Annotated in this window: 15 protein-coding genes; 7 read left to right on the top strand and 8 right to left on the bottom strand. The window is 61.3% G+C overall.

The genetic code is table 11. The features are described 5' to 3' along the window. Positions 1 to 73 precede the first annotated feature (73 nt). Positions 74 to 967, top strand: coding sequence for a LysR family transcriptional regulator (locus DVJ77_RS13980; protein WP_114846134.1), 894 nt, complete (start codon positions 74 to 76; stop codon positions 965 to 967). Between the two features lie 17 nt (positions 968 to 984). On the opposite strand, the gene DVJ77_RS13975 is transcribed toward DVJ77_RS13980, so the two are convergent. The 8 genes from DVJ77_RS13975 to DVJ77_RS13940 form a co-directional block, all read right to left on the bottom strand. Then, a complete protein-coding gene (locus DVJ77_RS13975) occupies positions 985 to 1,248 on the bottom strand; it encodes a 2-hydroxyacyl-CoA dehydratase (protein ID WP_114846133.1) in 264 nt (87 codons plus the stop codon). A gap of 817 nt (positions 1,249 to 2,065) precedes the next feature. Then, entirely contained in the window at positions 2,066 to 2,437 is a 372-nt protein-coding gene (locus DVJ77_RS13970) for a hypothetical protein (RefSeq protein WP_114846132.1), read from the bottom strand. Continuing rightward, positions 2,437 to 3,252 carry an SDR family NAD(P)-dependent oxidoreductase gene (locus DVJ77_RS13965; protein WP_114846131.1) on the bottom strand — a complete coding sequence of 272 codons (816 nt, stop codon included), beginning with the start codon at positions 3,250 to 3,252 and terminating at the stop codon, positions 2,437 to 2,439. The genes DVJ77_RS13970 and DVJ77_RS13965 overlap by 1 nt, the downstream gene beginning before the upstream one ends. Before the next feature lie 198 nt (positions 3,253 to 3,450). Further along, positions 3,451 to 3,846 carry a tRNA (N6-threonylcarbamoyladenosine(37)-N6)-methyltransferase TrmO gene (tsaA, locus tag DVJ77_RS13960; RefSeq protein WP_114846130.1) on the bottom strand — a complete coding sequence of 132 codons (396 nt, stop codon included), beginning with the start codon at positions 3,844 to 3,846 and terminating at the stop codon, positions 3,451 to 3,453. A 41-nt stretch (positions 3,847 to 3,887) separates the two neighbouring features. Then, a complete protein-coding gene (locus DVJ77_RS13955; RefSeq protein WP_114846129.1) occupies positions 3,888 to 4,304 on the bottom strand; it encodes an SRPBCC family protein in 417 nt (138 codons plus the stop codon). Continuing rightward, on the bottom strand, positions 4,301 to 4,624 hold the full coding sequence (locus tag DVJ77_RS13950) for an ArsR/SmtB family transcription factor (RefSeq protein ID WP_114846128.1): 324 nt from the start codon (positions 4,622 to 4,624) through the stop codon (positions 4,301 to 4,303). Before DVJ77_RS13950 ends, DVJ77_RS13955 begins: the two co-directional genes overlap by 4 nt. A 238-nt stretch (positions 4,625 to 4,862) precedes the next feature. Next, a complete protein-coding gene (locus DVJ77_RS13945; RefSeq protein WP_162791497.1) occupies positions 4,863 to 7,076 on the bottom strand; it encodes a hypothetical protein in 2,214 nt (737 codons plus the stop codon). A 94-nt stretch (positions 7,077 to 7,170) separates the two neighbouring features. Next, entirely contained in the window at positions 7,171 to 8,817 is a 1,647-nt protein-coding gene (locus DVJ77_RS13940) for an alpha-L-fucosidase (RefSeq protein ID WP_114846126.1), read from the bottom strand. A gap of 421 nt (positions 8,818 to 9,238) precedes the next feature. Here DVJ77_RS13940 and DVJ77_RS13935 point away from each other — a divergent pair, with 421 nt between their 5' ends. From DVJ77_RS13935 to DVJ77_RS13910, 6 genes are read left to right on the top strand one after another with little or no spacing between them, the layout of a single operon-like run. Next, positions 9,239 to 12,127 carry a TonB-dependent receptor gene (locus tag DVJ77_RS13935; protein WP_191983703.1) on the top strand — a complete coding sequence of 963 codons (2,889 nt, stop codon included), beginning with the start codon at positions 9,239 to 9,241 and terminating at the stop codon, positions 12,125 to 12,127. 2 nt (positions 12,128 to 12,129) lie between these two features. Continuing rightward, positions 12,130 to 14,436 (top strand): WD40/YVTN/BNR-like repeat-containing protein, encoded by a 2,307-nt coding sequence (locus tag DVJ77_RS13930; protein WP_380038633.1) that lies wholly within the window; start codon positions 12,130 to 12,132, stop codon positions 14,434 to 14,436. Then, on the top strand, positions 14,433 to 16,364 hold the full coding sequence (locus tag DVJ77_RS13925; protein ID WP_114846125.1) for a sialate O-acetylesterase: 1,932 nt from the start codon (positions 14,433 to 14,435) through the stop codon (positions 16,362 to 16,364). The genes DVJ77_RS13930 and DVJ77_RS13925 overlap by 4 nt, the downstream gene beginning before the upstream one ends. A 41-nt stretch (positions 16,365 to 16,405) precedes the next feature. After that, entirely contained in the window at positions 16,406 to 17,989 is a 1,584-nt protein-coding gene (locus DVJ77_RS13920; protein ID WP_114846331.1) for a GH35 family beta-galactosidase, read from the top strand. Positions 17,990 to 18,004: 15 nt separating this feature from the next. Then, positions 18,005 to 20,506, top strand: a complete 2,502-nt coding sequence (locus tag DVJ77_RS13915) for a beta-glucosidase (RefSeq protein WP_225428002.1) — start codon at positions 18,005 to 18,007, stop codon at positions 20,504 to 20,506. Beyond that, complete coding sequence (locus DVJ77_RS13910; RefSeq protein WP_114846123.1) at positions 20,506 to 21,156, top strand: DUF5110 domain-containing protein; 651 nt, start codon at positions 20,506 to 20,508, stop codon at positions 21,154 to 21,156. The genes DVJ77_RS13915 and DVJ77_RS13910 overlap by 1 nt, the downstream gene beginning before the upstream one ends. Positions 21,157 to 21,588 lie beyond the last annotated feature (432 nt).

Raw genomic sequence — 21,588 nt, 5'->3', positions numbered from 1 at the left:
GCTATGCGACTATTGAATATTATTCATAGTTGTTATGCATTATTTGCATAAAGTACGAGAGCAGGCAGCCCGCATGAATACGCGTGACATCAGCGCCTTTATCGCCGTCGTCGACACCGGCTCCATCGTGCAGGCGGCCGCTGCGTTGCACCTCACCCAGCCGGGGGTGACGCGGCGCGTGCAAAGTCTGGAGCTGCTGCTGGGCGTAGAGTTGCTGGATCGGCAATCCAAACCGCTGCGGCCCACCGCGGCCGGGCGCGAGGTCTATCAAAAAGGCCGCCAATTGCTGCATGCGCAGGCCGACCTGATGGCGTTGGTGCATGCCGATGTCGAGCCGTCCGGTGAGCTTCGCTTGGGCATGCCACCGTTTCTGGCCGAAATGGCGCTTACCGTTCCGGTCGATTGCTTGCGTGAACGTTTCCCTCGGCTTGGCCTGCGTATCGCGGCGGGCTGGTCGTCAAGCCTGCTGGAACAGGTGGAGCAGGGCCTGCTGGATGTTGCCGCCGTGGTTTTCTCCGAATGCACCCCGTCGCCGGCCGGTTTGATCGCGCACGCGTTCAACCGACAGGCGATCAAGGTCGTGGCATCGCCCACGCTGGGTTTGCGTACACGTGTCGGGTTGAAAGATTTGGCTGCTTTTCCCTGGGTACTCAGTCAGAACGGTTGCGGTATGCGATCAGCGCTGCGTCGTGCGCTGGAGGCGCAGGGGCTGCCCTGCGACGTCGGTGTCGAAGCGTTCGGCGCCGATCTGCAATTGTCGCTGGTTGCGCGCGGTGCCGGCATTGGCCTGGTAACGCCCGACCTGCTCGCGGCAAGCGTTTATCGCGACCGGCTCAAAGTGCTCAGCGTGAGCGACTTCAAGATCCAGGTAGTCGCATGGCTGGTGCATCGCGCGCTGCCGCCGCGGTTGGAAGCGCCGGTTGCTTTGTTGCTGCAGCAGTTGAAAATAGTGATGGCAAAGCGCTGAGCGCTTTCAACGCATCCTCAAGGTTTCTTCACGCGGCGCGGCTTGGTCTCGGATTTCTTGGCGATGATTTGCATCAAGTACTCGATGCCTTCCTCTTCGGGAAAGAACGCGACGACATCGGCGACCGATAATCCATAGCGTTTGCGCAACGCTAGAAATTCCGACTTAGCCCGTTCAAGTTTGGCTTCGGCGGTGTTCGCGGGAGGGCTTGCTTTCGTCGTCTGTTCGAGGGCGGCGAGCTCCTCCTGAAAGCGTCGAAATGCGTCTTTGGGGGCGTTCATGCTGAGTCGAAAGATATCCGTTGGATCGAGCGCTTAGTGTATCGACTCTGTGCCGAGGTTTCTTCGGTATGAGCGCGGCTCCATGCTCACTCACTTTCATTTCACGTGTAACGGGCCGAGCCTGGTCTTCACTCGGCATGCTCCGCCAAGATCTTCAACGCATGCAATACATCGGGAAAGTCCGCCGTGACCAGTGGGCCAAACGCATTCGCGTTGGGACCGGTTATCTCCGTTCGACGGGTGATTTGGGTGTGACCGAAAGGCAGGCTTGAGATGTCGTGATGGACGATTACCCGCGTGCCGTCAATGAACGTCTCGTCGGTAAAGTCTTTGGCGAATGGTCCGTGAATCTCAATGTTTTCGATGCTGGCATTCCATCGCAGCCTGTCGTCCCAGCCTCACCGCAACGATTGCAGGCAGTCGCCGACATATGAAACGCACGCCGCATAGCTCCCCCCCTGCCAGCAGGGGAGGGGCAAAAGCGGCGCAGCGGCAGCTTTTGACGTTGTTTTTGCTCTTGCTCTTGCTCTTGATCTTGGGGCCCCTGTGCGTCGGTGAGGGTCGGACGATCAGGCCCGCAGGGGACTCGGCATGGATGCCGAGTCCTTTTCGCCAGTGCAAGGATGCACTGTCGAAAAGCCCGGCCGACCCTCACGCACCCGAAGGGCGACGCACCGGGGTGGCCTTCTCTTTGGTTACTTTCTCTTGGCCACTCAAGAGAAAGTGACTCGGGCCCCGGCAGGGGTCCGAAAGCCCGCCGCAGGCGAACCAGCTCGCACTAACACCCACTAAAAAAAACAACAGCAAAAGCCCAGCCCTACCACTCACGCCACATTTCAGTGATGTCGTCCTCGGCGTCCAGCCCGGCATCCGAACACGCGCGAATAATCAGCTCGCATAGACCTTCCCGCTGATCCGTCTCGATAAGGCAATGATCGCAGCGCGCGTTCAATACATTGAGCGCAAGAACGGCCTGTTTGACGGCAAGCGTCATCTGCTCTTGGTTTCCAGCGGGTACGGACGCTACGGATTGGAGAAAGCTGTCGATGATCTGCGCGCACTGGCCGATATCGGCCTCGGTGTAGCCGGCGTCGCTATCATCGTCTTTGCAGCTATGCATGAAGCTGCGCATGCCATCGATAATTTCCGTCTTCAAGATGGCAAGATCGCTTGGTGTATCGACATGCATCAGGCGTCCTCGGCGATGTCGCTCTTGTAACGATCAGCGGCGCGGTTGCGCGATAGATTCGGGCCGAGTTTCAGGCGCGCGGCATTGTAGGCGTCCCAGTCGGCCGTATCCGGCAGAGAGGGGATGGTCACCACTTCGCCCTGTAGAAAACCGGCCATGGCGGCATCCACCATCTCGTCGACTTCCATCACCATATGCGCCGGCAGGGTATTGATATCGCCACCTGAGCGCGCCCAGATTTCGGTGCGGGTGATGCCGGGCAGTACCGCTTGCACGCGCACACCTTGGGCGGATGCCTCTTTGTGCAACGCCAAGGTGTAGTTCAACAGATAAGCTTTGGTCGCGCTGTAGCTGCCGCCGAACATCTCCGGTGCCAGCGCAAGCACCGAGGCGATATTGATGACGCTGCCATGACCTCGCGCGAGCAGTCGCGGCAGAATCGCGCCGGTGAGGCGGGTGGGGGCGACGACATTGAGTTGAATCATCTGCTCCAGCAGATCCGCATCGGCGGTGGCAAGAGGGCCGCCACCGGCCATGCCGGCATTGTTGATTAGCATGCCGATTGAAACATCCGCGCGCAGACGCTGTTCGACCCGAGCGCGGTCCTGTGTCGAGGTGAGGTCGGCGGGCAGTACATCCACCTTGACCTCGTACTCGCGCGCGAGGCGTTCGGCCAACGCTTCCAGGCGAGCCTTGTCGCGAGCGACCAAGACCAGGTCGTGTCCGTGTCTGGCGAGCCGGTCGGCATAGGTGGCTCCGATGCCGGAGGATGCGCCGGTTATCAGCGCGGTGTCGCGTGGGTTGGTCGGTGACATGGCTGGTTTCTCCTGGCGGCGCTGAATGAGTATCGCTGCTTGCGGGCGGGGTAGCGACTTGAGGGTTGGCTTATATGATGATCGACATACAATAAGAGTCGCATCCGCGAAGTTCAATGGCTGGATCGCCATTGGTGTCGCAAGCCTGGACCCCTCCCTAATCCTGTCCCGCGTGCAGAGGAGGGGGCAGGTGCAGCGTTATGCGTCGTTGCTGTCGGCGATGACCGGCGTGCCGTCGATGGCCTCGATCGGTCCGATCCGCAAACGGGTTCCGGTGATCTCGTGCACGGTCACACGATGCAATCCCATGGGATTGGGTCGGTGCGGAGAACGTGTGGCGAACACACCGGCGAGTGGGTTCGAGGAGTCACCGCGCGGATGCACTTCGAGTACGTCGCGATCCGCGCGATGCAGCCAGGTGATAACAATAATCTCGTCGCCCGTAGCGAGTCCCGATAGCCCTTGTGCAAAGCTCGGGCGTATTTCGAGCCAGGCATCCGGCGCGCCCTCCGAACCCTGCCTCGGTGCTTCGTTCAGCGCCCGAAGTGTCGATCGGATGTAGCCGACAGGCTGAAGCGAATATGCCTCGTGCATCTGGGTCACTTTGTGGCTCGCGAGATTTGCCGCTGGCGGTGTCAGTCCAGCTTTGCGACCACCAGCTCCAGGTCGCCGAGGAACTTCTGCCAGCCGTAGCTCGCGCCCTTGTAGTTGGCGTCTTCTTCTGACTGGAAGCCGGCTTGCTCCATGCGCAGGTGGGTCCCGGTGCTGGTAGGGGTGAGCGTCCAAGTGACGACGCTCTCCAGGCCATAGGCCGCCCACGTATAAGACAGCGTTTTGTTCGGCTCGATGGCCAGAACCTGACAGTCGACCGAGCCCCAGTCTGCGCGGAAATTGAAACGGTGGTCCACGACTGGCTTGAAATCGCTTTTCATCAACCACTCCTCGATCAGGTGTGGTTGGGTGAGGGCACGCCAGATTTTTTCCGGCGGATGCGACATCTCCCGGTCGACGACGAGCGTGCGTGTAGCGGTGGCAGTGGCGAGCTTGGTCATTGATCCATCCTTTTGAGCAGGTCTTCGAGGTGATCGAACCGGTCTTGCCAGAAGGCGCTGTAGTGGCTCAGCCAGTCGATGAGAGGGGCCAGGCCTTGCGGCTCGGCGCGGTAATGGGTTTGCCGTCCATCAGGCCGATCGCGAACCAGGCCGGCGAGCTTTAGCTGACCCAGGTGCTTGGACACCATCGGTTGCGACACGCCCGCGTGATCGGTCAAGGCGCGCACGGTCTGCTCACCGTTGTGGATCAAGCGCTCAAGAATGGCCCGACGGGTCGGGTCTGAAAGGGCCTTGAAGAGGTCGTCCGGGTCAGCTTGCATGGATAAATCATAACCATATGGTTATTGATTGGTCAAGCAGTGATGTGCCGAAGGTTTGTCGCTTACTGCGCTTACGGCTGGTTGGAGCCTGTAAGTAAGGCAGTGGCGGGATCGAAAACAGTCGATGTTCGGACGGACCCCCATACTTCATGACTGAAGGTGATGGCTCTTAATCAGCCGCCAGCACCTTGCCTGGATCGTTCGCCCCCGCGCCGTGGCCCTTTTGCGTACTCATTGCCTAGTAGTCGCGATGAATCCAGCCCGCGCTGTAGTAGAGCTCATGCAACTGATTATCTGGACCTTTGTATTCGATACGCGGGATGCCATCTGAGCCGACAAATCCCCTGGGGTCATCCACAACCGATAGCGCCCCCCGAACCAGGCTCAAATCATTGTGAACCCATGCGCCGGACCACCAGACAATCTCATGCAGATGGCCGTCCACACCTCGATAGATGACACGAGGGGCATTGCCGGCAACGAACCCCATAGGATTCCCCGCTGCGGACGGGGCTCCGGCCGCAAGGGTGATATCAGTATGCTGCCAGCCTGAAGAGTTCATGCGCAGCTCATGAATATGACTGCCGACATCTTTACTGCCGATATCTCTATAAACGACGCGAGGGAGCCCATCTGTATCGGCATACCCTTGCGGGTCGGAATCCGCGATGGGCGCTCCAGAAATCCCCGTCATCAGCCACTGATGCCACGCACCACCAAAGAAATATATTTCGACGACCTGGTTATTGATGTCGCGAAAAACGACACGCGATGCGCCGCCGGCGACGTAGCCCATTGGTGGGTTCTGCTCAGTGCCTGGGGGATTGGCTTGGCTGGCGGCGCTGAGGTCCTGAAGGCGCCAGCCAGTGGTGTCCATATAGAAGTCGTCAATGTGACCACCGGCATCGCGGTAAACAAGATGTGGCCAGCCATCGCCGGCCACATAGGGTTTTGGGTCGGTAATCGCGTCCGGGGCTGCAAGATATTTAGACATATCCCACTCAGACCATGTGCCGTTTTGAAAAAATATCTCGCGGAGATGTCGGCTCGTATCTCGATAGACCACTCGCGAGGCTCCGGCCGCAACGTAGCCCGCGGGATCACCTGCGGCGGTTCCGCTAGCCAAGATGGTTTGCGTTGTTGGGGTTCCGTTTAAATCGCTTGAGAAGACATTGATGCTGTTCGAGTTGTCTCGGTACAGCACCATAGGACTGGCGCCATTGAAGCCGGAGGGAGAGCCGCTCGCTTGATGGTCCAGTGTCGATGTCACACGGAAATTGCTGACCGACATGCCCAGTTGGCCATGATTGCTGCTAGAGCAAAGTGCAATATGCGATTGATCAACACAGGGGTCATAAACCTCGCCGTTGACGTTCAGCAGAGCGATCTCATAGTCAAGGGGGTTGGTCGACAGGTTTTCGTACGGAGATGGAGAGAGAGGGGAGGATTGTTTTGTTACTTGAGCAATTACTGCGTTAATCACGTTGACGAATTCGCTCGCGGTTATTCGAAAGTGCTCGTGACCCGAAAAAAGAACCGATTGGAAAGGGATGGAATCAGGTTTTGAATGCAGCCATGTCGTTGGAAAACTCGAACTCAACCAAGTCTGCGCGATAGGTCCCTGTATCGTATGGGTTGAATCAAAGAACACGCTTGGCCCGGCGGCATCGAGCGAACCGGGAGTGGCATAGAAATCCACGGCTAAGGTGAAAGTGCAGGGAATATAAACAGTCATATTATTAACGACTGTGGGTACCGTGCATTTTCTCGTATCAACGGCGACCAACTGGAAATAGGCCTGTGCATGCGCCTTATTGCCAGATCCATCGGTAGCTCCATCTTTAGCCACGCCTGTATCGAACGAGACATCCAGCTCATGTGACAGTGAGGGAAAAAGTTTCGCGTAGGGAGGGATGTTGTACCAACATCCGACATTGAGTGAGTTAGACCCGCTATACATCAGAATCGCCGGGTCCATGGAGTTGAGCCAAAGTCCCGCATTGGCTCCCGACACCTGAACACCCGAGCGGCTGAATGAGTCGACATGCCCGCGTTGTGAAGAAGCGAGCGCACCGCTCGGCGCAAAGCCGGTGTACGTGTTCAACGCCCAGCTTGTAATCGGCACGAGACCAGCATTCATCGTGTTGTCCCGCACGGTGAAGTGGTTATACGGGGCAGCGTTCGGAGAACTTTGTGCTACCTGATCAATAGTTGTTCCATCTACAGACGGCTGATAGAACGGCAGCGACGGCGGTAGCTGACCATTGGCATCGGTTGGAATGAGCCCGGTCGCCATGCAGTCGAGCGGAGCAAGGGTGACTGGACTATTGGCGAGTGCCGCACCCGACGAGCTGGGGGCGGCGAATGCATCGATGGCAAAAAGGGTCAGGCAGCAACCGACCACCATAAGCAAAAAGCTTCTTGCCCGCGTGAAACACGGATGACGATACATGTTCGATTCCCTGGTTAATACGTAACGGCTAAGACGGGCTATCAACCGATAGTAGACTTTTGCCTTACTCGCTTCCATAAATGGAACGCATGAATCAGTGGGCCGAATCGATCGGTTTTGCGGCAAGTTCGATCTCATAAACGTAGGCAGCGACGCCAGCGGGCTTGTCAGTGGCCGTCAGATGCAAGCCATCGGCCTGCTGGCTCCATTTCACCGTTTGCGCGCTGCCAAGCAGGCGCACCGCGCGCACGCCGTCATCGGAATGGATCGCGTGAATCACGCTGCGTCCATCAGTGGGCCAATCCAGGGCGATGGCGTAGAGATGGTTGTCCTGCACGGTGAAGCGAAAGTCTTCGGCGGTATACGGTTTGAGTTTTTGCTCCTGAAACGCACCGGCGACGAACTGGGTCGGGCCTTCGCCGAACTGGCGCCACGGCCGGCTGCCGTAGATCGCTTTGCCGTTCACTCGCAGCCATGCGCCGATCTCGCGCAGCGTGGTTTGTTCTTCGTCGACGATGGTGCCGTCCGGGCGTGGGCCGATATCCAGCAGCAAATTGCCGTTCTTGCTGACAGTGTCGACCAGCACGTGCACGATCGAGGTTGGCGATTTGAAGGTGGCATCGGTGACGTAGCACCACGAGCTATTGCTGATCGTGGTGTCGGTCTGCCAGTGCTGCGAACGAATGCCGTCTAACTGGCCGCGCTCGACGTCGAGCGTGGCGACACCCTCGGGCAGCGCATTTAGTTTGTAGTTGAGCACCACGCCGCCGCGCTTGGCGCCGGCGTTGTAGTAGTAGGCGAGCAGTTTCGGCAGTGCGTTGCGAAACGAGGCGTGGCCGATCCACCAGTCCAGATAAATCAGATCGGGATGGTAGTTCTCCAGCTCCACGGCATGCGCCAGCCAGTCGTCGACCCAGGCTTGCGACACATGAGTCCAATCGACGGCAAGGTCTTGATCGCCGTCGGCGGGCCGATGCTGTTGGGCGGGGCCGTACAGATCGGCATAGCGCGGATCGTTGACATCGGCATCGATCTCGCGGCCGCGATCAAAGAACCAATCGTGCTCGGCGTGATGCAGCGACAGGCCAAAATGTAGCCCGGCGGCGTGCACGGCCTGACCGAGATCGGCCATAAGATCGCGCTGCGGGCCCATTTTTACTGCGGTCCAGCGGGTGAGTTGCGAGTCGTACATGGCGAAGCCATCGCTATGCTCGGCCACGCCGACCACATAACGCGCGCCGGCATCGCGGAACAATCGCGCCCAGGCAGCGGGATCGAATCTTTCCGCACGAAACTGCGGAATGAAATCCTTGTAGCCGAAACGGGCCGGCGAGCCATACGTCGCTACGTGATGCGCGTACTCGCGACTGGTGCGGTCGTACATATTGCGCGGATACCACTCGTTGGCAAAAGCCGGCACCGAGTAAATGCCCCAATGGATGAAGATGCCGAACTTGGCGTCCTCGTACCATGCCGGCGCGCGGTATTGCTGCAGCGATATCCAGTCAGGGCGATAAGGGCCCTGGCCTGCGCCAGCCTCGGCCCGTTGCAGCAGCGCATTCCGGGCCGGCTCGAACGGACGTGCGGCATCGCGCCAACGGCGGTCGGCTTGTCCCGGGGTAATGGTCGCAGCCGTGGGTGCTGTCGCCGGCACGGTGGTGCCTTTTGCGACACCGCTGACCAGCAGCAGGCAGCAGATCCAGGCCAGCCGCTGGCTGGCAGGGCGATCTTGCAAAGACATGCAGACTCCTTGGCGTAGGTCGCTCGTGGGCAGGTCCCGCGAGCAGGCCGACGCTAACAGCCGCATGGCGTCTGGCGCTCTTTATGTGGCGAACGCAAATGAAGAAACGTTACTCGCCCCCCTCAATTTCGCAATTGTGCGTATGGCGTGCGGGCTCCAGCATGCGCCCTGCCATACGTCGGGGTAGCGACTTGCCATCGCTCAACGGGGAGCCCGCGACCAGATGCGGTGCCGGGGCCGATGCTTTGGATGAGCCATAAGCACAGCCGTTCGGCGAAACCGCGCGGTATGAAAATAACGATGTGGGAAGGGGTAATTCATGATCGATCGGTTTCCAGGGGGCGTCACCACGCAGCCTGCGCACGCACGGCCGGTGGCCATGGCGCGTCTTTCAGCCGCCGTCGCCCTGGGTATGGCGCTGCTGTATGGCGGCACGGCTCACGCACAGCAGAACACCGGCACCACCAGCCAGGATGCTCCCAGCCAGGACGCCGTGGCGCCCGCCACCGCTGCCGCAAAAAAAGCCGGCGCGAAAACCAAAGACGATAAACAAGCTGTCGCTTTGAGCGCGGTTACCGTTACCGGCGTGCGTGCCAGCCTGCAATCGGCCCAGCAGCTCAAGCAGAACGCCGACCAGATCGTCGACTCGGTCACCGCCGTGGATATCGGCGCCCTGCCCGATCGCAGCGTTACCGAGACCCTGCAGCGCATCAGTGGCGTCACCATCGACCACTTCATGGCGCGCAACGATCCCGATCATTTCTCGGCCGAAGGCAGCGGCGTGATGATTCGCGGCATGACCCAGGTGCGCGGCGAGCTTAATGGCCGCGACGTGTTCAGCGCCAACAGCGGCCGTGGCTTGAGTTTTGAAGACGTGCCGGCCGAGCTGATGGCCGGCGTGGACGTGTACAAGAACCCGGCGGCCGACATCATCGAGGGCGGCGTCGGCGGCACCGTGAACCTGCGCACGCGGCTGCCGTTCGACGCGCCGGGGCGGGTGATCGGCTTCACCGGTGGCATCAACGAAGGCGATTTCGCGAAAAAGAACAAACCATCGGCGTCCTTCCTCTATAGCAACGTGTGGAAAACCGAGAACCACGGTGAGTTCGGTGCTCTGTTCGACGTCGCCTATTCCGAGCTGGCCACGCGCTCGGACGGCATCCAGGTCGAGCCCTATATAAAGCGCACCGACGCGGCAGTGCTGGCCGGCAGCAACCTAAGCCAGGCCTATGTGCCCGGCGGTGCCGATTGGCGCACGTTGGATTTTCAGCGTCGGCGCATCGGTCTGGCCGGTGCGCTGCAATGGCGGCCGAACAAGAACCTGGAGCTAACCACCCAGGTGCTGCGCTCGGACTACCGCATGAACTGGGACGAGCACGGCGCGATCTTCGGCGACAGCTCCAGCAGCATCGTGCCCGCCGACGGCACGACGTTTAAATACAGTAACGACGGCGTGTTCCAGAGCGGTTCGCTGGCTTCCAACTCGTCGCGCGGCAGCCTCGCCGGCAACGGCGTGCGTTTTGGGACCGATCATCGCAACGCGGCCCAGCGCACGATCACCACCGACTGGTCCAACAGCCTCAAGTACAACCTCAGCGATCAGATGGTGCTGTATGCGGATGCGCAACTGGTGAAGTCGACCAGCAAGTCGCTGGACTTCACCGTGTTCGACGCCACCTATCTGCCCGGTGTCAGCCTCGACGTCAGTGGCGCCCGCCCCACGGTAACGGTCAGCCCCGCTTCGTACACCAGCAACCCCGCGAACTATTTTTGGAACGCGGCGATGGATCACCACGAGCAGAACCGCGGTATTGAGCGCGCGCTCAAGCTCGATCTGGAATACAACTTCGAGGACAACAAGTGGCTGCGCTACGCCCGCTTCGGTGTGCGTGCCACTAGCCGCAGCGAGTTGAACAAGAGCAACGGCTACAACTGGGGCGTGGTCACCGACAACTGGGCCACCATCGACAGCCCGAATGGCTTGGCCAACTTGTCCAGTTACCTGCCGAACTTGTCCTCGCTGTACTCGTTCTCCAACTTTTTTCGCGGCAACGCGAAGATTCCCGCGCCGCTGTATTTCCCCGGCGGCGCGCTGGCGGGCAATTACCTCTATGCCTATACCCAGCTACATTCGATCGGCGTGCCCTGGGGCTGGAAGCCGCGCCCCGATTTCCGTCCGCAGGACATCAACAACCAGAGCGAGAAGACCAAGGCTGCCTATGGCGCGCTCTACTTCGGCAACGATGAGGCGCTGGGCGTGCCGTTCGACGGCAATATCGGTGTGCGCCTGGTGCGCACCGACGTCGATGCGGCGGGCTATGGCCAGTATCCCGATCTCACCAGCGCAGGTGTGCCCGACAGCCTCAAGGCGATCTACAACGGTTCGTACTTCCCGCTCGGCAGCCGCAGCCATTACCAGAACGCGCTGCCGAGCCTGAACCTGCGTTTCAAACTCACGCCCGAACTGCAGTGGCGCTTGGCCGTGTCCAAGGCGATGGCCCGCCCGGACTTCACCCAGATGCAGCCGTATCTGGCGATGGGGGCCACGCTCAACCCGGACAAGACTGAGGTGACCAAGTGGACCGGCACGGCCGGTAATCCCAATCTCAAGCCGATGCGCGCGACCCAGTACGACACTGCGCTGGAATGGTATTTCGCGCCTACCGGCCAGCTTTACACCACGCTGTTCTACAAAGACGTGAGCGACTACATCGCCAGCCAGACGCATAGCGAAACTTATAACGGTCAGGTCTTCGGGGTGACCCGCCCGTACAACATGGGCAGCGGCAAGATTCGTGGCGCTGAGATCGGCTACTCCCAGTTCTACGATTTTCTGCCGAGCTGGCTGAGGGGCTTCGGTATGCAGGCCAACTTCACTTATGTGGATAGCAAGGGTGGCGTCAATACCGCGACCGATCCGTACTCCAATGCCACCGTCACCGGCGTGACGCTGCCATTGGAAGGCTTGTCCAAGCGCAGCTATAACTTCACCGGCATGTATGAGCGCGGCCCCTGGTCGATGCGCCTCGCCTGGACCTGGCGCTCACGCTATCTGCTCACCGCCAGTGATGTGGCGACGCACCTGCCGACCTGGTCCGATGATTTCGGCCAGCTCGATGGCTCGGTGTTCTACCGGATCAACTCTAACGTTCAGGTCGGCTTGCAAACCAATAACCTCACCAATACCACCACCAAGGTGCTGATGGGGCCGGCCAGTTATAGCGACGGCACGGTCGATCGCCACCTGTACACCCGTGGCTGGTTCGTCAACGATCGTCGTTACGAGTTCGTGCTGCGCGCTACGTTCTGATGATGAGTGGAATGAGCGATGGACTTTGCGCGCAGCGCCAGACTGCGCGAAGCGGCGGATGGAAGGCCATCGCCGCCATGCTGCTCCTGTGCGCTGGCCTGTCTGCACGCGCGGACGATGCCGTCGCCTACCGTTATGCCAGTGTGCGCATCGGTGGCGGCGGTTTCGTCAGTGGCCTGGCTTTTCATCCGACCGAGCGCAACCTCTACTACGCACGTACCGATGTGGGCGGCGCTTATCGTTGGGATCAGGCCAGCGCGCAATGGGTGGCGCTGACCGATTGGATCGGCGCGCAAGACCAGAACCTGCTCGGCATCGACAGCATCGCGCTCGATCCCAGCGACCCGGAGCGGGTTTATCTCGCTGCAGGCACCTACACCACCGACGATGCCGGCAACGGAGCGATCCTGCGTTCCAGCGATCGCGGCCGCCATTTCGAGCGCAGCGACCTGCCGTTCAAACTCGGCGGCAACGAGCTGGGTCGCGGCAACGGCGAGCGGCTGGCGGTCGATCCACATGATGGCCGCGTACTCTTCTTCGGCTCGCGCAGTGCGGGCCTGTGGCGCAGCGACGACCATGGCGCGCACTGGACCCAAGTCGAGAGCTTTCCGGCCGTGGCCACCGCGCCCTCGGCCAGCGCGGAAAATAGCTGGCGGCGCCAGGCCATCGGCATCGTGTTCGTGCGATTCGACCCCGACAGCGGCGTCGCCGGTCAAGCCACACCGACCTTGTATGCCGGCGTATCCACTCGCGAAACCAGCCTGTTCCGTTCCACCGATGGCGGTCGCAGTTGGAGCGCGGTGCCGGGGCAGCCGCTAGGTCTGCGTCCCAACCATATGGTGCGCGGCGGCGATGGCGCGTATTACCTCAGTTACGGCGACGAACCAGGCCCCGACACCATGCATGACGGTGCGGTGTGGAAGTACACCCCGGCCGGGCAATCCGCAACGCACCAGGATTGGACCGAAATCACGCCATGGCCGCGTCCGGCCAACGGCCCCAGCGGCTATGGCTGGGGTGCGGTGACGGTCGATCCGCGCGACCCGAACGTGCTGATGACGGCGACCTTTGCGCACTACACACCGCGCGACGAACTGTTCCGCAGTATCGACGGCGGTCGCCATTGGCGAACGGTATTTCCACATTCGCAGTTCGACTACAGCGATGCCGTATGGACGCGCGAGCACACACCGCATTGGCTGGCTTCGATCGAGATCGATCCCTACAACCCCGATCACGTGCTGTTCGTTACCGGCTACGGCATTTGGGCCTCCCGCGACATGCGCAGTCTCGATCACGGCGGCACTGTGCATTGGCAATTCCAGGATCGCGGCCTGGAGGAGACCGTGCCGCTGGGCCTCATCAGCCCGCCGCAAGGCGCGCATCTGCTGAGCGCCGTGGGCGATCTGGATGGCTATCGGCATGACGATCTGGATACCGCACCGCTGCAGTTCGATGCACCGCCGCGTTATGCGAACAGCGAAAGCATCGACTATGCCGGGCAAGCGCCGGCATGGATCGTGCGCAGCGGGCGATTGCGCAAGCCTTTTGGGCCGGCGATTCATGCCGCCTATTCGCGCGATGGCGGGGTCCATTGGCAGGCATTCGCCAGCGATCCACCTGAAGGTGGTAAACCACCCGAAGGTGACGGCGCCGGCAGCATCGCCATAGCCGCTGACGGCAGCGCGGTACTGTGGTTTCCCGATCATGCGCGGCCGGCGTACCGCACCGGTGACTTCGGCCAGCATTGGTCGGCGGTGACTGGCTTGTCCATACATGCGTATGTGCTGGCAGATCGCATCGATGCCAAGCGCTTCTACGCCTACGACGCAGCAGCCGGGAAAATCTTCGTCAGCCACGATGGCGGCGAGCACTTCGCGCCGATAGACGGTGCACTCGCCGCCGCAGCGCAAGGGCGCGAGTACCTGCAACTCTATGCCGCGCCCGATGCCGCAGGCGTGTTGTACTTGAGCAGTCGCGACCGGGGGCTGTTGCGTGGTCGCGACGACGGCAGCCTGTTGGCGCCGATAGAAGGCCTGTCAGGTGTGGATGCCTTCGGTTTCGGTGCGCCTGCAGCGGGCCAGGCCGAGCCGACGCTATTCGCCGCCGGGCGGCATCAGGGAGTGCAAGGCATATTTCGTTCCGTCGATGCCGGCGTGCATTGGCAACGTATCGACGACGATGCGCATCGCTACGGCAGGATCAGTCATCTCAGTGGCGACCCGCGTTTGTACGGTCGCGTCTATTTCAGCACCGGTGGCCGGGGCATGTTCTACGGCGACCCATCGCAGCTCGCGGAAAAGCCATGATGAAATCACTTGCCTGCCGGGGTCTTGTTGCCGCGTTGTTCGCTGCGCCGTTGCTGGCGCGGGCAACCGTCGAATTGCCGCTGATCTTCGCCGACGGCGCCGTACTGCAGCGCGACCAGCCCATGCGCGTATGGGGTTGGAGCGAGCCGGGCGCTAAGGTGCAGGTGGTTTTCGATGGTCAACACAGCGACATTTCGGCCGCTGCCGATGGACGCTGGCTCGCCGTATTGCCGGCACATGGCGCGGGCGGGCCGTACGAACTGACTGTCCATGGCGGCACCGACACTCGTATCGTCCATGACGTGTGGGTGGGTGATGTGTATATCGCGTCGGGTCAGTCGAATATGGAGTTCGAGCTTGCCCATGCGGGCAATGCGCAGAGTGAGATGGCGCAAGCCAATGACTCTTTGATACGTCAATTCAAAGTGCCGCATGCCTGGGCCACCGAGCCCTCCGACCGCCTTCCCGGTGGCCGTTGGGTCGCCGCCTCCGCAGCCACCGCAGGCGATTTCTCGGCGGTGGCGTGGTTCTTCGCCCGTGAGATCCGCATCGACCAGAAGGTGCCGATAGGCATCGTCAACAGTAGCTGGGGCGGTAGCCGCATCGAGCCGTGGATGGATGCGCGCACCGCCGGTGTCGACCCGATCGCCAGCAAGGCACGCCTCGAACGCGAAGACGCCGCCGAAGAGGCGGCCCTGGCCGCCACGCGCGCCCGTCTTGCACGCTGGCCGGAGGTACTGAAGTCCAACGACAAAAATGCAGCGGACTATTCAGCCGCATCGCTGGATGAAACTGACTGGGCCGATATCGCCGTACCTGCCTATTGGGAATCGCTCGGTTACTACGGCATGGACGGTATCGCGTGGTATCGCACCACGTTTACGTTGAGCGCCGCCGAAGCCGCCGACGGCATCACACTCGGCCTGGCGATGATCGACGATTCGGATCGCACCTGGGTCAACGGCAGCCTGGTAGGAAGCACCGAGCGCGCGTGGAACGGCGAGCGGGCCTATCGCATCGCCGCGGGCGTATTGCACGCGGGGCGCAACTCGCTGGCCATACGAGTCGAGGATCTGGGCGCTGGCGGCGGCATTCATGGCGAGGCATCGATGTTGTATATCCAGCCTGCGAAAGGTCCGCGTCGGCCCTTGGCTGCGACGTGGAAATTTCGCCCTGCGGCGGTGACTCTGGTGCCCATGCAGAGCAGGAATCAGATCGACACCTTGCTCTATAACAAGATGATCCATCCGCTGTTGCCGCTGTCCGTGCGCGGTGTGCTTTGGTATCAAGGCGAGTCGAACGCCCAAGAGCTGCAGGCGTTTCACTATCGCCAGCAGTTCCCCGCGCTGATCGCGCAATGGCGACGAGACTTTATGCAGCCTGCGTTGCCGTTCTTGTGGGTGCAACTGGCCAATTGGATTTCCGGCGGAGACACACCGACAAGCAGTCCCTGGGCGATGCTGCGCGAATCGCAATCGAGCGCGCTGACGCTACCGGCCACGGCGCAGGCCGTGACGATCGACGTCGGCAACCCCTCGGATATCCACCCCACCGACAAGCAGACGGTGGGGCATCGCCTGGCCTTGGCCGCGCGTCATGTCGTCTATGGCGAAACGTTGGTTTACCAAGGCCCGGTATATCGCGCGATGCAAATGGAGAACAAGCAGATTCGTCTGCATTTCGATACCGGCGGCAGCCCGCTGTCGGTTCGTGCGGCGCAAGCGCTCGCCGGGTTCAGCGTTGCCGGTGCCGACCGCCACTTTCATGCCGCAGCCGCACGCGTGGAAGGCGATACCGTCGTTGTCGAGGCGCCCGACGGCGTCGAACCCGCGGCGGTGCGCTACGGCTGGAGCGACAACCCGGTAAACGCCAATCTCGTCAACGAAGCCGGCTTGCCTGCTTCGCCATTCCGCACCGATAGCTGGTAAAGCGTATGCCGAAGATCATCCTGTTTCGCCGCCGTGGGCTGATGCCGCTGTTTACCGTGCTGTTGTGCATGGCCAGTCTTGCGCAGGCCGCCGAACCGATGCCGCGCATCGTCAGCGAGCAGGGGCGGCACGCGCTGCTGGTCGACGGCAAACCCTATCTCTTGCTTGGCGCGCAGGTGAACAACTCCAGCGCATGGCCGGCCATGATGGATCAGGTGTGGCCTGCCATCGATCAGCTACAGGCCAATACCGTGCTGGTGCCGATGGCCTGGGAGCAGATCGAGCCGCGCGAAGGCCGGTTCGATTTCAGCTATCTCGATACGCTGCTCGCGCAGGCCCGCGCGCACCACGTGCGTCTGGTACTGCTGTGGTTCGGCACCTGGAAAAACAATGGCCCGAGCTATGCGCCGGCGTGGGTCAAGCTGGACAATCAGCGTTTTCCACGCGTTGTCGCCCGCGATGGCAAAACGCTCAACTCACTTTCGCCGCACGCGCAGGCCACGCGCGATGCCGACAGCAAAGCGTTTGTGCAGTTGATGACGCATCTCAAGCAGATCGATGGTGAGCGGCACACGGTCATCATGGTCCAGGTCGAAAACGAATCAGGCACCTACGGTTCCGATCGCGATCACTCATCGGCGACCGACGCTTTAATACAGCAGCAGGTACCCGAGGCTTTGCTGCATGCGACGGGCAAGTCGGCGGGAACTTGGCGGCAAGTGTTCGGCAACGATGCCGATGAGTTTTTCCACGCGTGGTCGATAGCGCATTACATCGATCATGTCGCCGCCGCCGGCAAGGCGGTGTATCCGCTGCCGATGTACGCCAATGCCGCCTTGCGCGATCCGTTTCATCCGGGGCCGCCCGGCGGCTATGCCAGCGGTGGTCCCTCCGACAACGTACTCACCGTATGGAAGGCCGCCGCGCCATCGCTGGATGTGCTGGCGCCGGACATCTATATGCCGCAGTACGACAAATACATGGCTGTGCTCGACCGCTATCGGCGCAACGACAACGCCTTGTACGTGGCCGAAACCGGCAACGCACCGGCCTATGCGCGCTATGCCTTCGCCACCTTCGGACACGGCGGCATCGGTTTCGCCCCGTTCGGCATGGATTTCACCGGCTATGCGAATTTTCCGCTTGGCGCGCGCAAGGTCGACGCCGAAACGATCGAGGCCTTCGCCGCCAATTATCGCCTGCTCGCGCCGATGTCCGGGCAACTGGCTGCATGGGCCTATGCCGGCAAAGTATGGGGTGCCGCCGAGCCGGAGCAGACGCACGAGAGCGATCTCGATCTAGGCGACTGGCAGGTGCATATCGGCTACGGCCAGTTGCAGTTCGGGGTCGATCCGCCGACCGGCAACCCGCAACCAACGGGCGGCGTGCTGATAGCCGAAATAGGCAAGAACGAATACCTGGTCACCGGCTTTCACGCGCGGGTGAATTTCTCTGCCGGCAAACAGCATCAGAATCGTCGGTTTCTACTCGAACGAGTGGAGGAAGGCCATTACGAAAACGGCCAGTGGATTTTCCAGCGCCTGTGGAACGGCGACCAGACCGATTACGGGCTCAACTTCACCAGCGCGCCGCAGGTGCTGCGCGTCAAGCTCGCCACCTACTGAGGAACGCTGTCGATTATGCGTCGCAAGCTGCTAGCCACCGTTCTTTCCTGCCTGTGCGCCGCACAGATTTCCGCCGCAACCTCGGACCCGGCCGGCGACAGCCGGGTCGACGGCATGCTCGGCAAGCTCAGCCTTGAGCAGAAAGTCGAGCTGCTTGGCGGCGTCGATAATTTCCATATCCGTGCGGTGCCGGCGATTGGGCTACCGAAACTGGCGATGTCCGACGGCCCCTCTGGCGTGCGCGGCGATGGGCCTTCGACAGCTTATGCGGCGGGCATCGCCCTCGCCGCCACCTGGGATCCGGCGTTGGCGCAACGTGTCGGCGAAGCCATGGGACGCGATGCGCGCGCGCGCGGTTTCCATTTCATTCTCGGCCCTGGCGTAAACATGTATCGCGCGCCGCAAAACGGCAGGAACATGGAGTACTACGGCGAAGACCCGTTGCTTGCCGGAAACATCGCCGTTGGCGTCATCGACGGCATCCAGAGCCAGGGCGTGGTGGCGACGGTGAAGCACTTCGCCGCCAACAACTCCGAATACGACCGCCGCCATCTGAACACGCTTATTGACGAACGCACGCTGCGCGAAATCTATCTGCCTGCCTTTGAAATGGCGGTGAAGGATGCGCACGTCGGTGCAGTGATGGGTAGCTACAACCTGGTCAATGGCGACTATCTGACCGAGAACCGTACGATCAGCGACGGCATCCTCAAGCGCGACTGGGGCTTCGACGGCATTTTTATGTCCGACTGGGAAGCGACCCACGATGGCGTAAAGGCATTCAAGGCCGGGCTCGATCTGGAGATGCCGGCCGCGACCGCGATGAAGCCCGAACTGCTGTTGCCGCTGCTGCGCAACGGTACGCTTTCGTTAGCCGATCTCGACGACAAGGTACGCCGTATCCTGCGCACCGCCGTGCGCTTTGGCTTCTTCGATCGTGCGCAGACCGACCTCACATTGCCACGCGATAGCCTGCAAAACGACGCGGTGGCGCTCGATGCCGCGCGCGAGGCGCTGGTGCTGTTGAAGAACGAGCATCACGCCTTGCCTTTTGACGCGCACGTAAAAACCATTGCACTGATCGGTCCCAATGCGTATCCGGCCATTGCATCGGCCGGCGGAAGTTCGCATGTCGAAGCCTTCGCGCCTACCAGCGCGCTCACCGGCTTGGCCGCTGCGGCAGGCGATCAGGTAAAAGTGCTGTACAAGCGCGGCCTGCCTTCGCCCGATGAGGTGTTCAAGCAAACGAATTTCCGTACCAGCGATGGTCAGCCGGGTCTCGTCAGAGAGAATTTCGCCAATGCCGATTTCGCCGGCAAGCCCGAGTCGCGCGCGGTCGATGCGCATCTGGATCAATGGAAGCCCGAGCTATGGACCACCCCGGCGGTCGATCGCCGCAGCATTCGCTGGAGCGGCCGCTTCGTCCCCGCCCACGATGGCGACTACATCTTCCTCGCCGCAGCGGCCAGCCTGGATGCCTATACGCTTTTCGTCGATGGCAAACCGGTGATTACCCAGCCGCATCGCGAAGGACAGGCGCCGTTGTTTGCCACCGTGGCGCTGAAGGCCGGTGCGTCAGTCGATGTGCGCCTGGATTACCAGCCGGATGTCAGCTACAGCCGCATCGGTCTGGGGGTAGTCGCGGTGAACGAATTGGTTTCCGCCGATGCGGTAGAGATGGCCAGACATGCCGATGCCGCGGTGGTCGCAGTCGGTTTCGATGGCAACTCGGAAAGTGAAGCCTTCGACCGCACTTTCGATCTGCCGTGGGGACAGGAGGCGCTGATCCAGGCCATCGCCGCGGTCAACCCGCGCACCGTGGTTACCGTGAATTCGGGCGGCGCCTATGCCACCGATCGCTGGCTCGGCAAAGTGCCGGCCCTGCTGCAGAGCTGGTATCCAGGACAGCAGGGTGGCCGTGCCGTCGCTGAGGTACTGCTGGGTCAGCGCTCGCCCGAAGGCAAGCTTCCGATCAGTTTCGAGCGTGCTTGGCGCGATAATCCGACTCACGACTGGTACGACGCACCCGCGCATGCGCCGGGCAGCAACCCGACGGTGAAATACGGCGAAGGCGTCTTTCTTGGCTACCGCTGGTACACCAGCCAGCCGCGCAAGCCGCAGCCGCTATATCCCTTCGGCTACGGCCTCACCTACAGCAGTTTCCGTTTCTCGAATCTGCAGGTGAAGCCCGCCATCGCGACGCGCGAGGGCGAGGTAACGGTGTCATTCGATGTCACCAACACCGGCACGCGCGAGGCCGCCGAAGTGGCGCAAGTCTATGTCGGCGAGCCGGGCGCGAAAGTCGCACGGCCGGCACGCGAATTGAAGGCCTTCCGAAAAGTACGCCTGGCGGCGGGACAGACCACCCACGTCGAGTTGCCACTGAACCGTCGCGCATTTGCCTGGTACGACGTGACCAGTCACGGCTGGAAGGTCGACCTCGCGCGTTTCGAGATCCACGTCGGCAACGCCTCCAACGATACGCCGCTGTCGACCGCCATCACGATGGGAAACTGATGTGCGCCGTTATCTGCTGCGACCGCTCGCCGCCGCGCTGGCGAGCTGCGCCACGTCGCATGATAATGCGTGGACTTGTCATGAATTTCGCCGCCGATGCGAAGGTGCGAAATATCGACGACGAGTTTATGTTCGGCCCGGCTTTTCTGGTCGCGCCGGTCACTCAATATGGCGCACGTAGCCGCTCCGTTTACCTTCCGGCCGGAGCCGACTGGTACGACTTTAATCACGGCAAGCGTTATTCGGGCGGCCAAAGCATCGACGCCGATGCGCCGTTGGAGCGCATGCCATTGTTTGTGCGTGCCGGGGCGATTGTGCCGACTGGCCCGGACATTCAGTACACCGGGCAGAAGCCGGATGCTGCGCTGACCCTTCTTGTCTATACCGGTGCCGATGGCAGCTTTTCGTTATACGAGGACGAGGGCACCAATTATCGTTATGAGCAGGGGCATTATTCGCGTATTCCGCTGCGTTGTGACGAGGCTACTCACACGCTTAGTCTTGGTGTTCGCGAGGGTGATGGGGCTGGTGCTCCGGCGAGTCGCCGCTTTGTCGTGCGTTGGGTTGATGGGTGTGGCGGTGGGCGTGTGCATGGTGATGTTGCGGTTGATTATCGGGGTTTGGGGTTGAGTGTTGTTCGTAAGTTGTAGTGGTGTTGTCGCTAGGTTGTTCGCCTGCGGCGTTTTCGAACCCCTGCCGGGGCTCGAGTCACTTTTCTTTGCTTGCTCAAAGAAAAGTAACCAAAAGAAAGAGCACCCCCATGCAGCGCTCTCCGGGCATCCTGCCCTGCGAGTGCGTGAGGCTTGGCCGGGCTTTTCGACAGTGCATCCATGCACTGGCGAAAAGGCATCGACATCCGTGTCGATGCCCCTACGGGCCTTGTCGTCCAAGCCTCACCGCTGCAAAGGGGCCCCGAAGAGCAGCGCGCGTCCTGCGCGCACTCTTGAGCGACTGCGAGCAGTCGCCGAGGAATGAGATGGTGACGCAGCGTGGCCCCCTCCCCTGCTAGCAGGGGAGGGTTGGGGAGGGGTTCAATCTTGCGGCGAGGTTGCACCCCCTCCCAGCCTCCCCCTGCAAGCAGG

The sequence above is a fragment of the Dyella tabacisoli genome (assembly GCF_003350925.1).
Lineage (GTDB): Bacteria > Pseudomonadota > Gammaproteobacteria > Xanthomonadales > Rhodanobacteraceae > Dyella_C > Dyella_C tabacisoli.
Note: the sequence above shows the minus strand (reverse complement) of the source record. Positions and strands in the feature narration are given on the sequence as shown.

Bases quoted from the DNA above. Each gene is read 5' to 3' on its own strand.
- tsaA (WP_114846130.1), bottom strand. From the start codon at position 3,846: ATGCACGAGGCATATTCGCTTCAGCCTGTCGGCTACATCCGATCGACA.
- DVJ77_RS13925 (WP_114846125.1), top strand. From the start codon at position 14,433: ATGATGAAATCACTTGCCTGCCGGGGTCTTGTTGCCGCGTTGTTCGCT.
- DVJ77_RS13970 (WP_114846132.1), bottom strand. From the start codon at position 2,437: ATGCATGTCGATACACCAAGCGATCTTGCCATCTTGAAGACGGAAATT.
- DVJ77_RS13910 (WP_114846123.1), top strand. From the start codon at position 20,506: ATGTGCGCCGTTATCTGCTGCGACCGCTCGCCGCCGCGCTGGCGAGCT.
- DVJ77_RS13975 (WP_114846133.1), bottom strand. From the start codon at position 1,248: ATGAACGCCCCCAAAGACGCATTTCGACGCTTTCAGGAGGAGCTCGCC.
- DVJ77_RS13980 (WP_114846134.1), top strand. From the start codon at position 74: ATGAATACGCGTGACATCAGCGCCTTTATCGCCGTCGTCGACACCGGC.
- DVJ77_RS13955 (WP_114846129.1), bottom strand. From the start codon at position 4,304: ATGACCAAGCTCGCCACTGCCACCGCTACACGCACGCTCGTCGTCGAC.
- DVJ77_RS13930 (WP_380038633.1), top strand. From the start codon at position 12,130: ATGAGTGGAATGAGCGATGGACTTTGCGCGCAGCGCCAGACTGCGCGA.
- DVJ77_RS13940 (WP_114846126.1), bottom strand. From the start codon at position 8,817: ATGTCTTTGCAAGATCGCCCTGCCAGCCAGCGGCTGGCCTGGATCTGC.
- DVJ77_RS13945 (WP_162791497.1), bottom strand. From the start codon at position 7,076: ATGTATCGTCATCCGTGTTTCACGCGGGCAAGAAGCTTTTTGCTTATG.
- DVJ77_RS13920 (WP_114846331.1), top strand. From the start codon at position 16,406: ATGCCGCTGTTTACCGTGCTGTTGTGCATGGCCAGTCTTGCGCAGGCC.
- DVJ77_RS13950 (WP_114846128.1), bottom strand. From the start codon at position 4,624: ATGCAAGCTGACCCGGACGACCTCTTCAAGGCCCTTTCAGACCCGACC.
- DVJ77_RS13965 (WP_114846131.1), bottom strand. From the start codon at position 3,252: ATGTCACCGACCAACCCACGCGACACCGCGCTGATAACCGGCGCATCC.
- DVJ77_RS13915 (WP_225428002.1), top strand. From the start codon at position 18,005: ATGCGTCGCAAGCTGCTAGCCACCGTTCTTTCCTGCCTGTGCGCCGCA.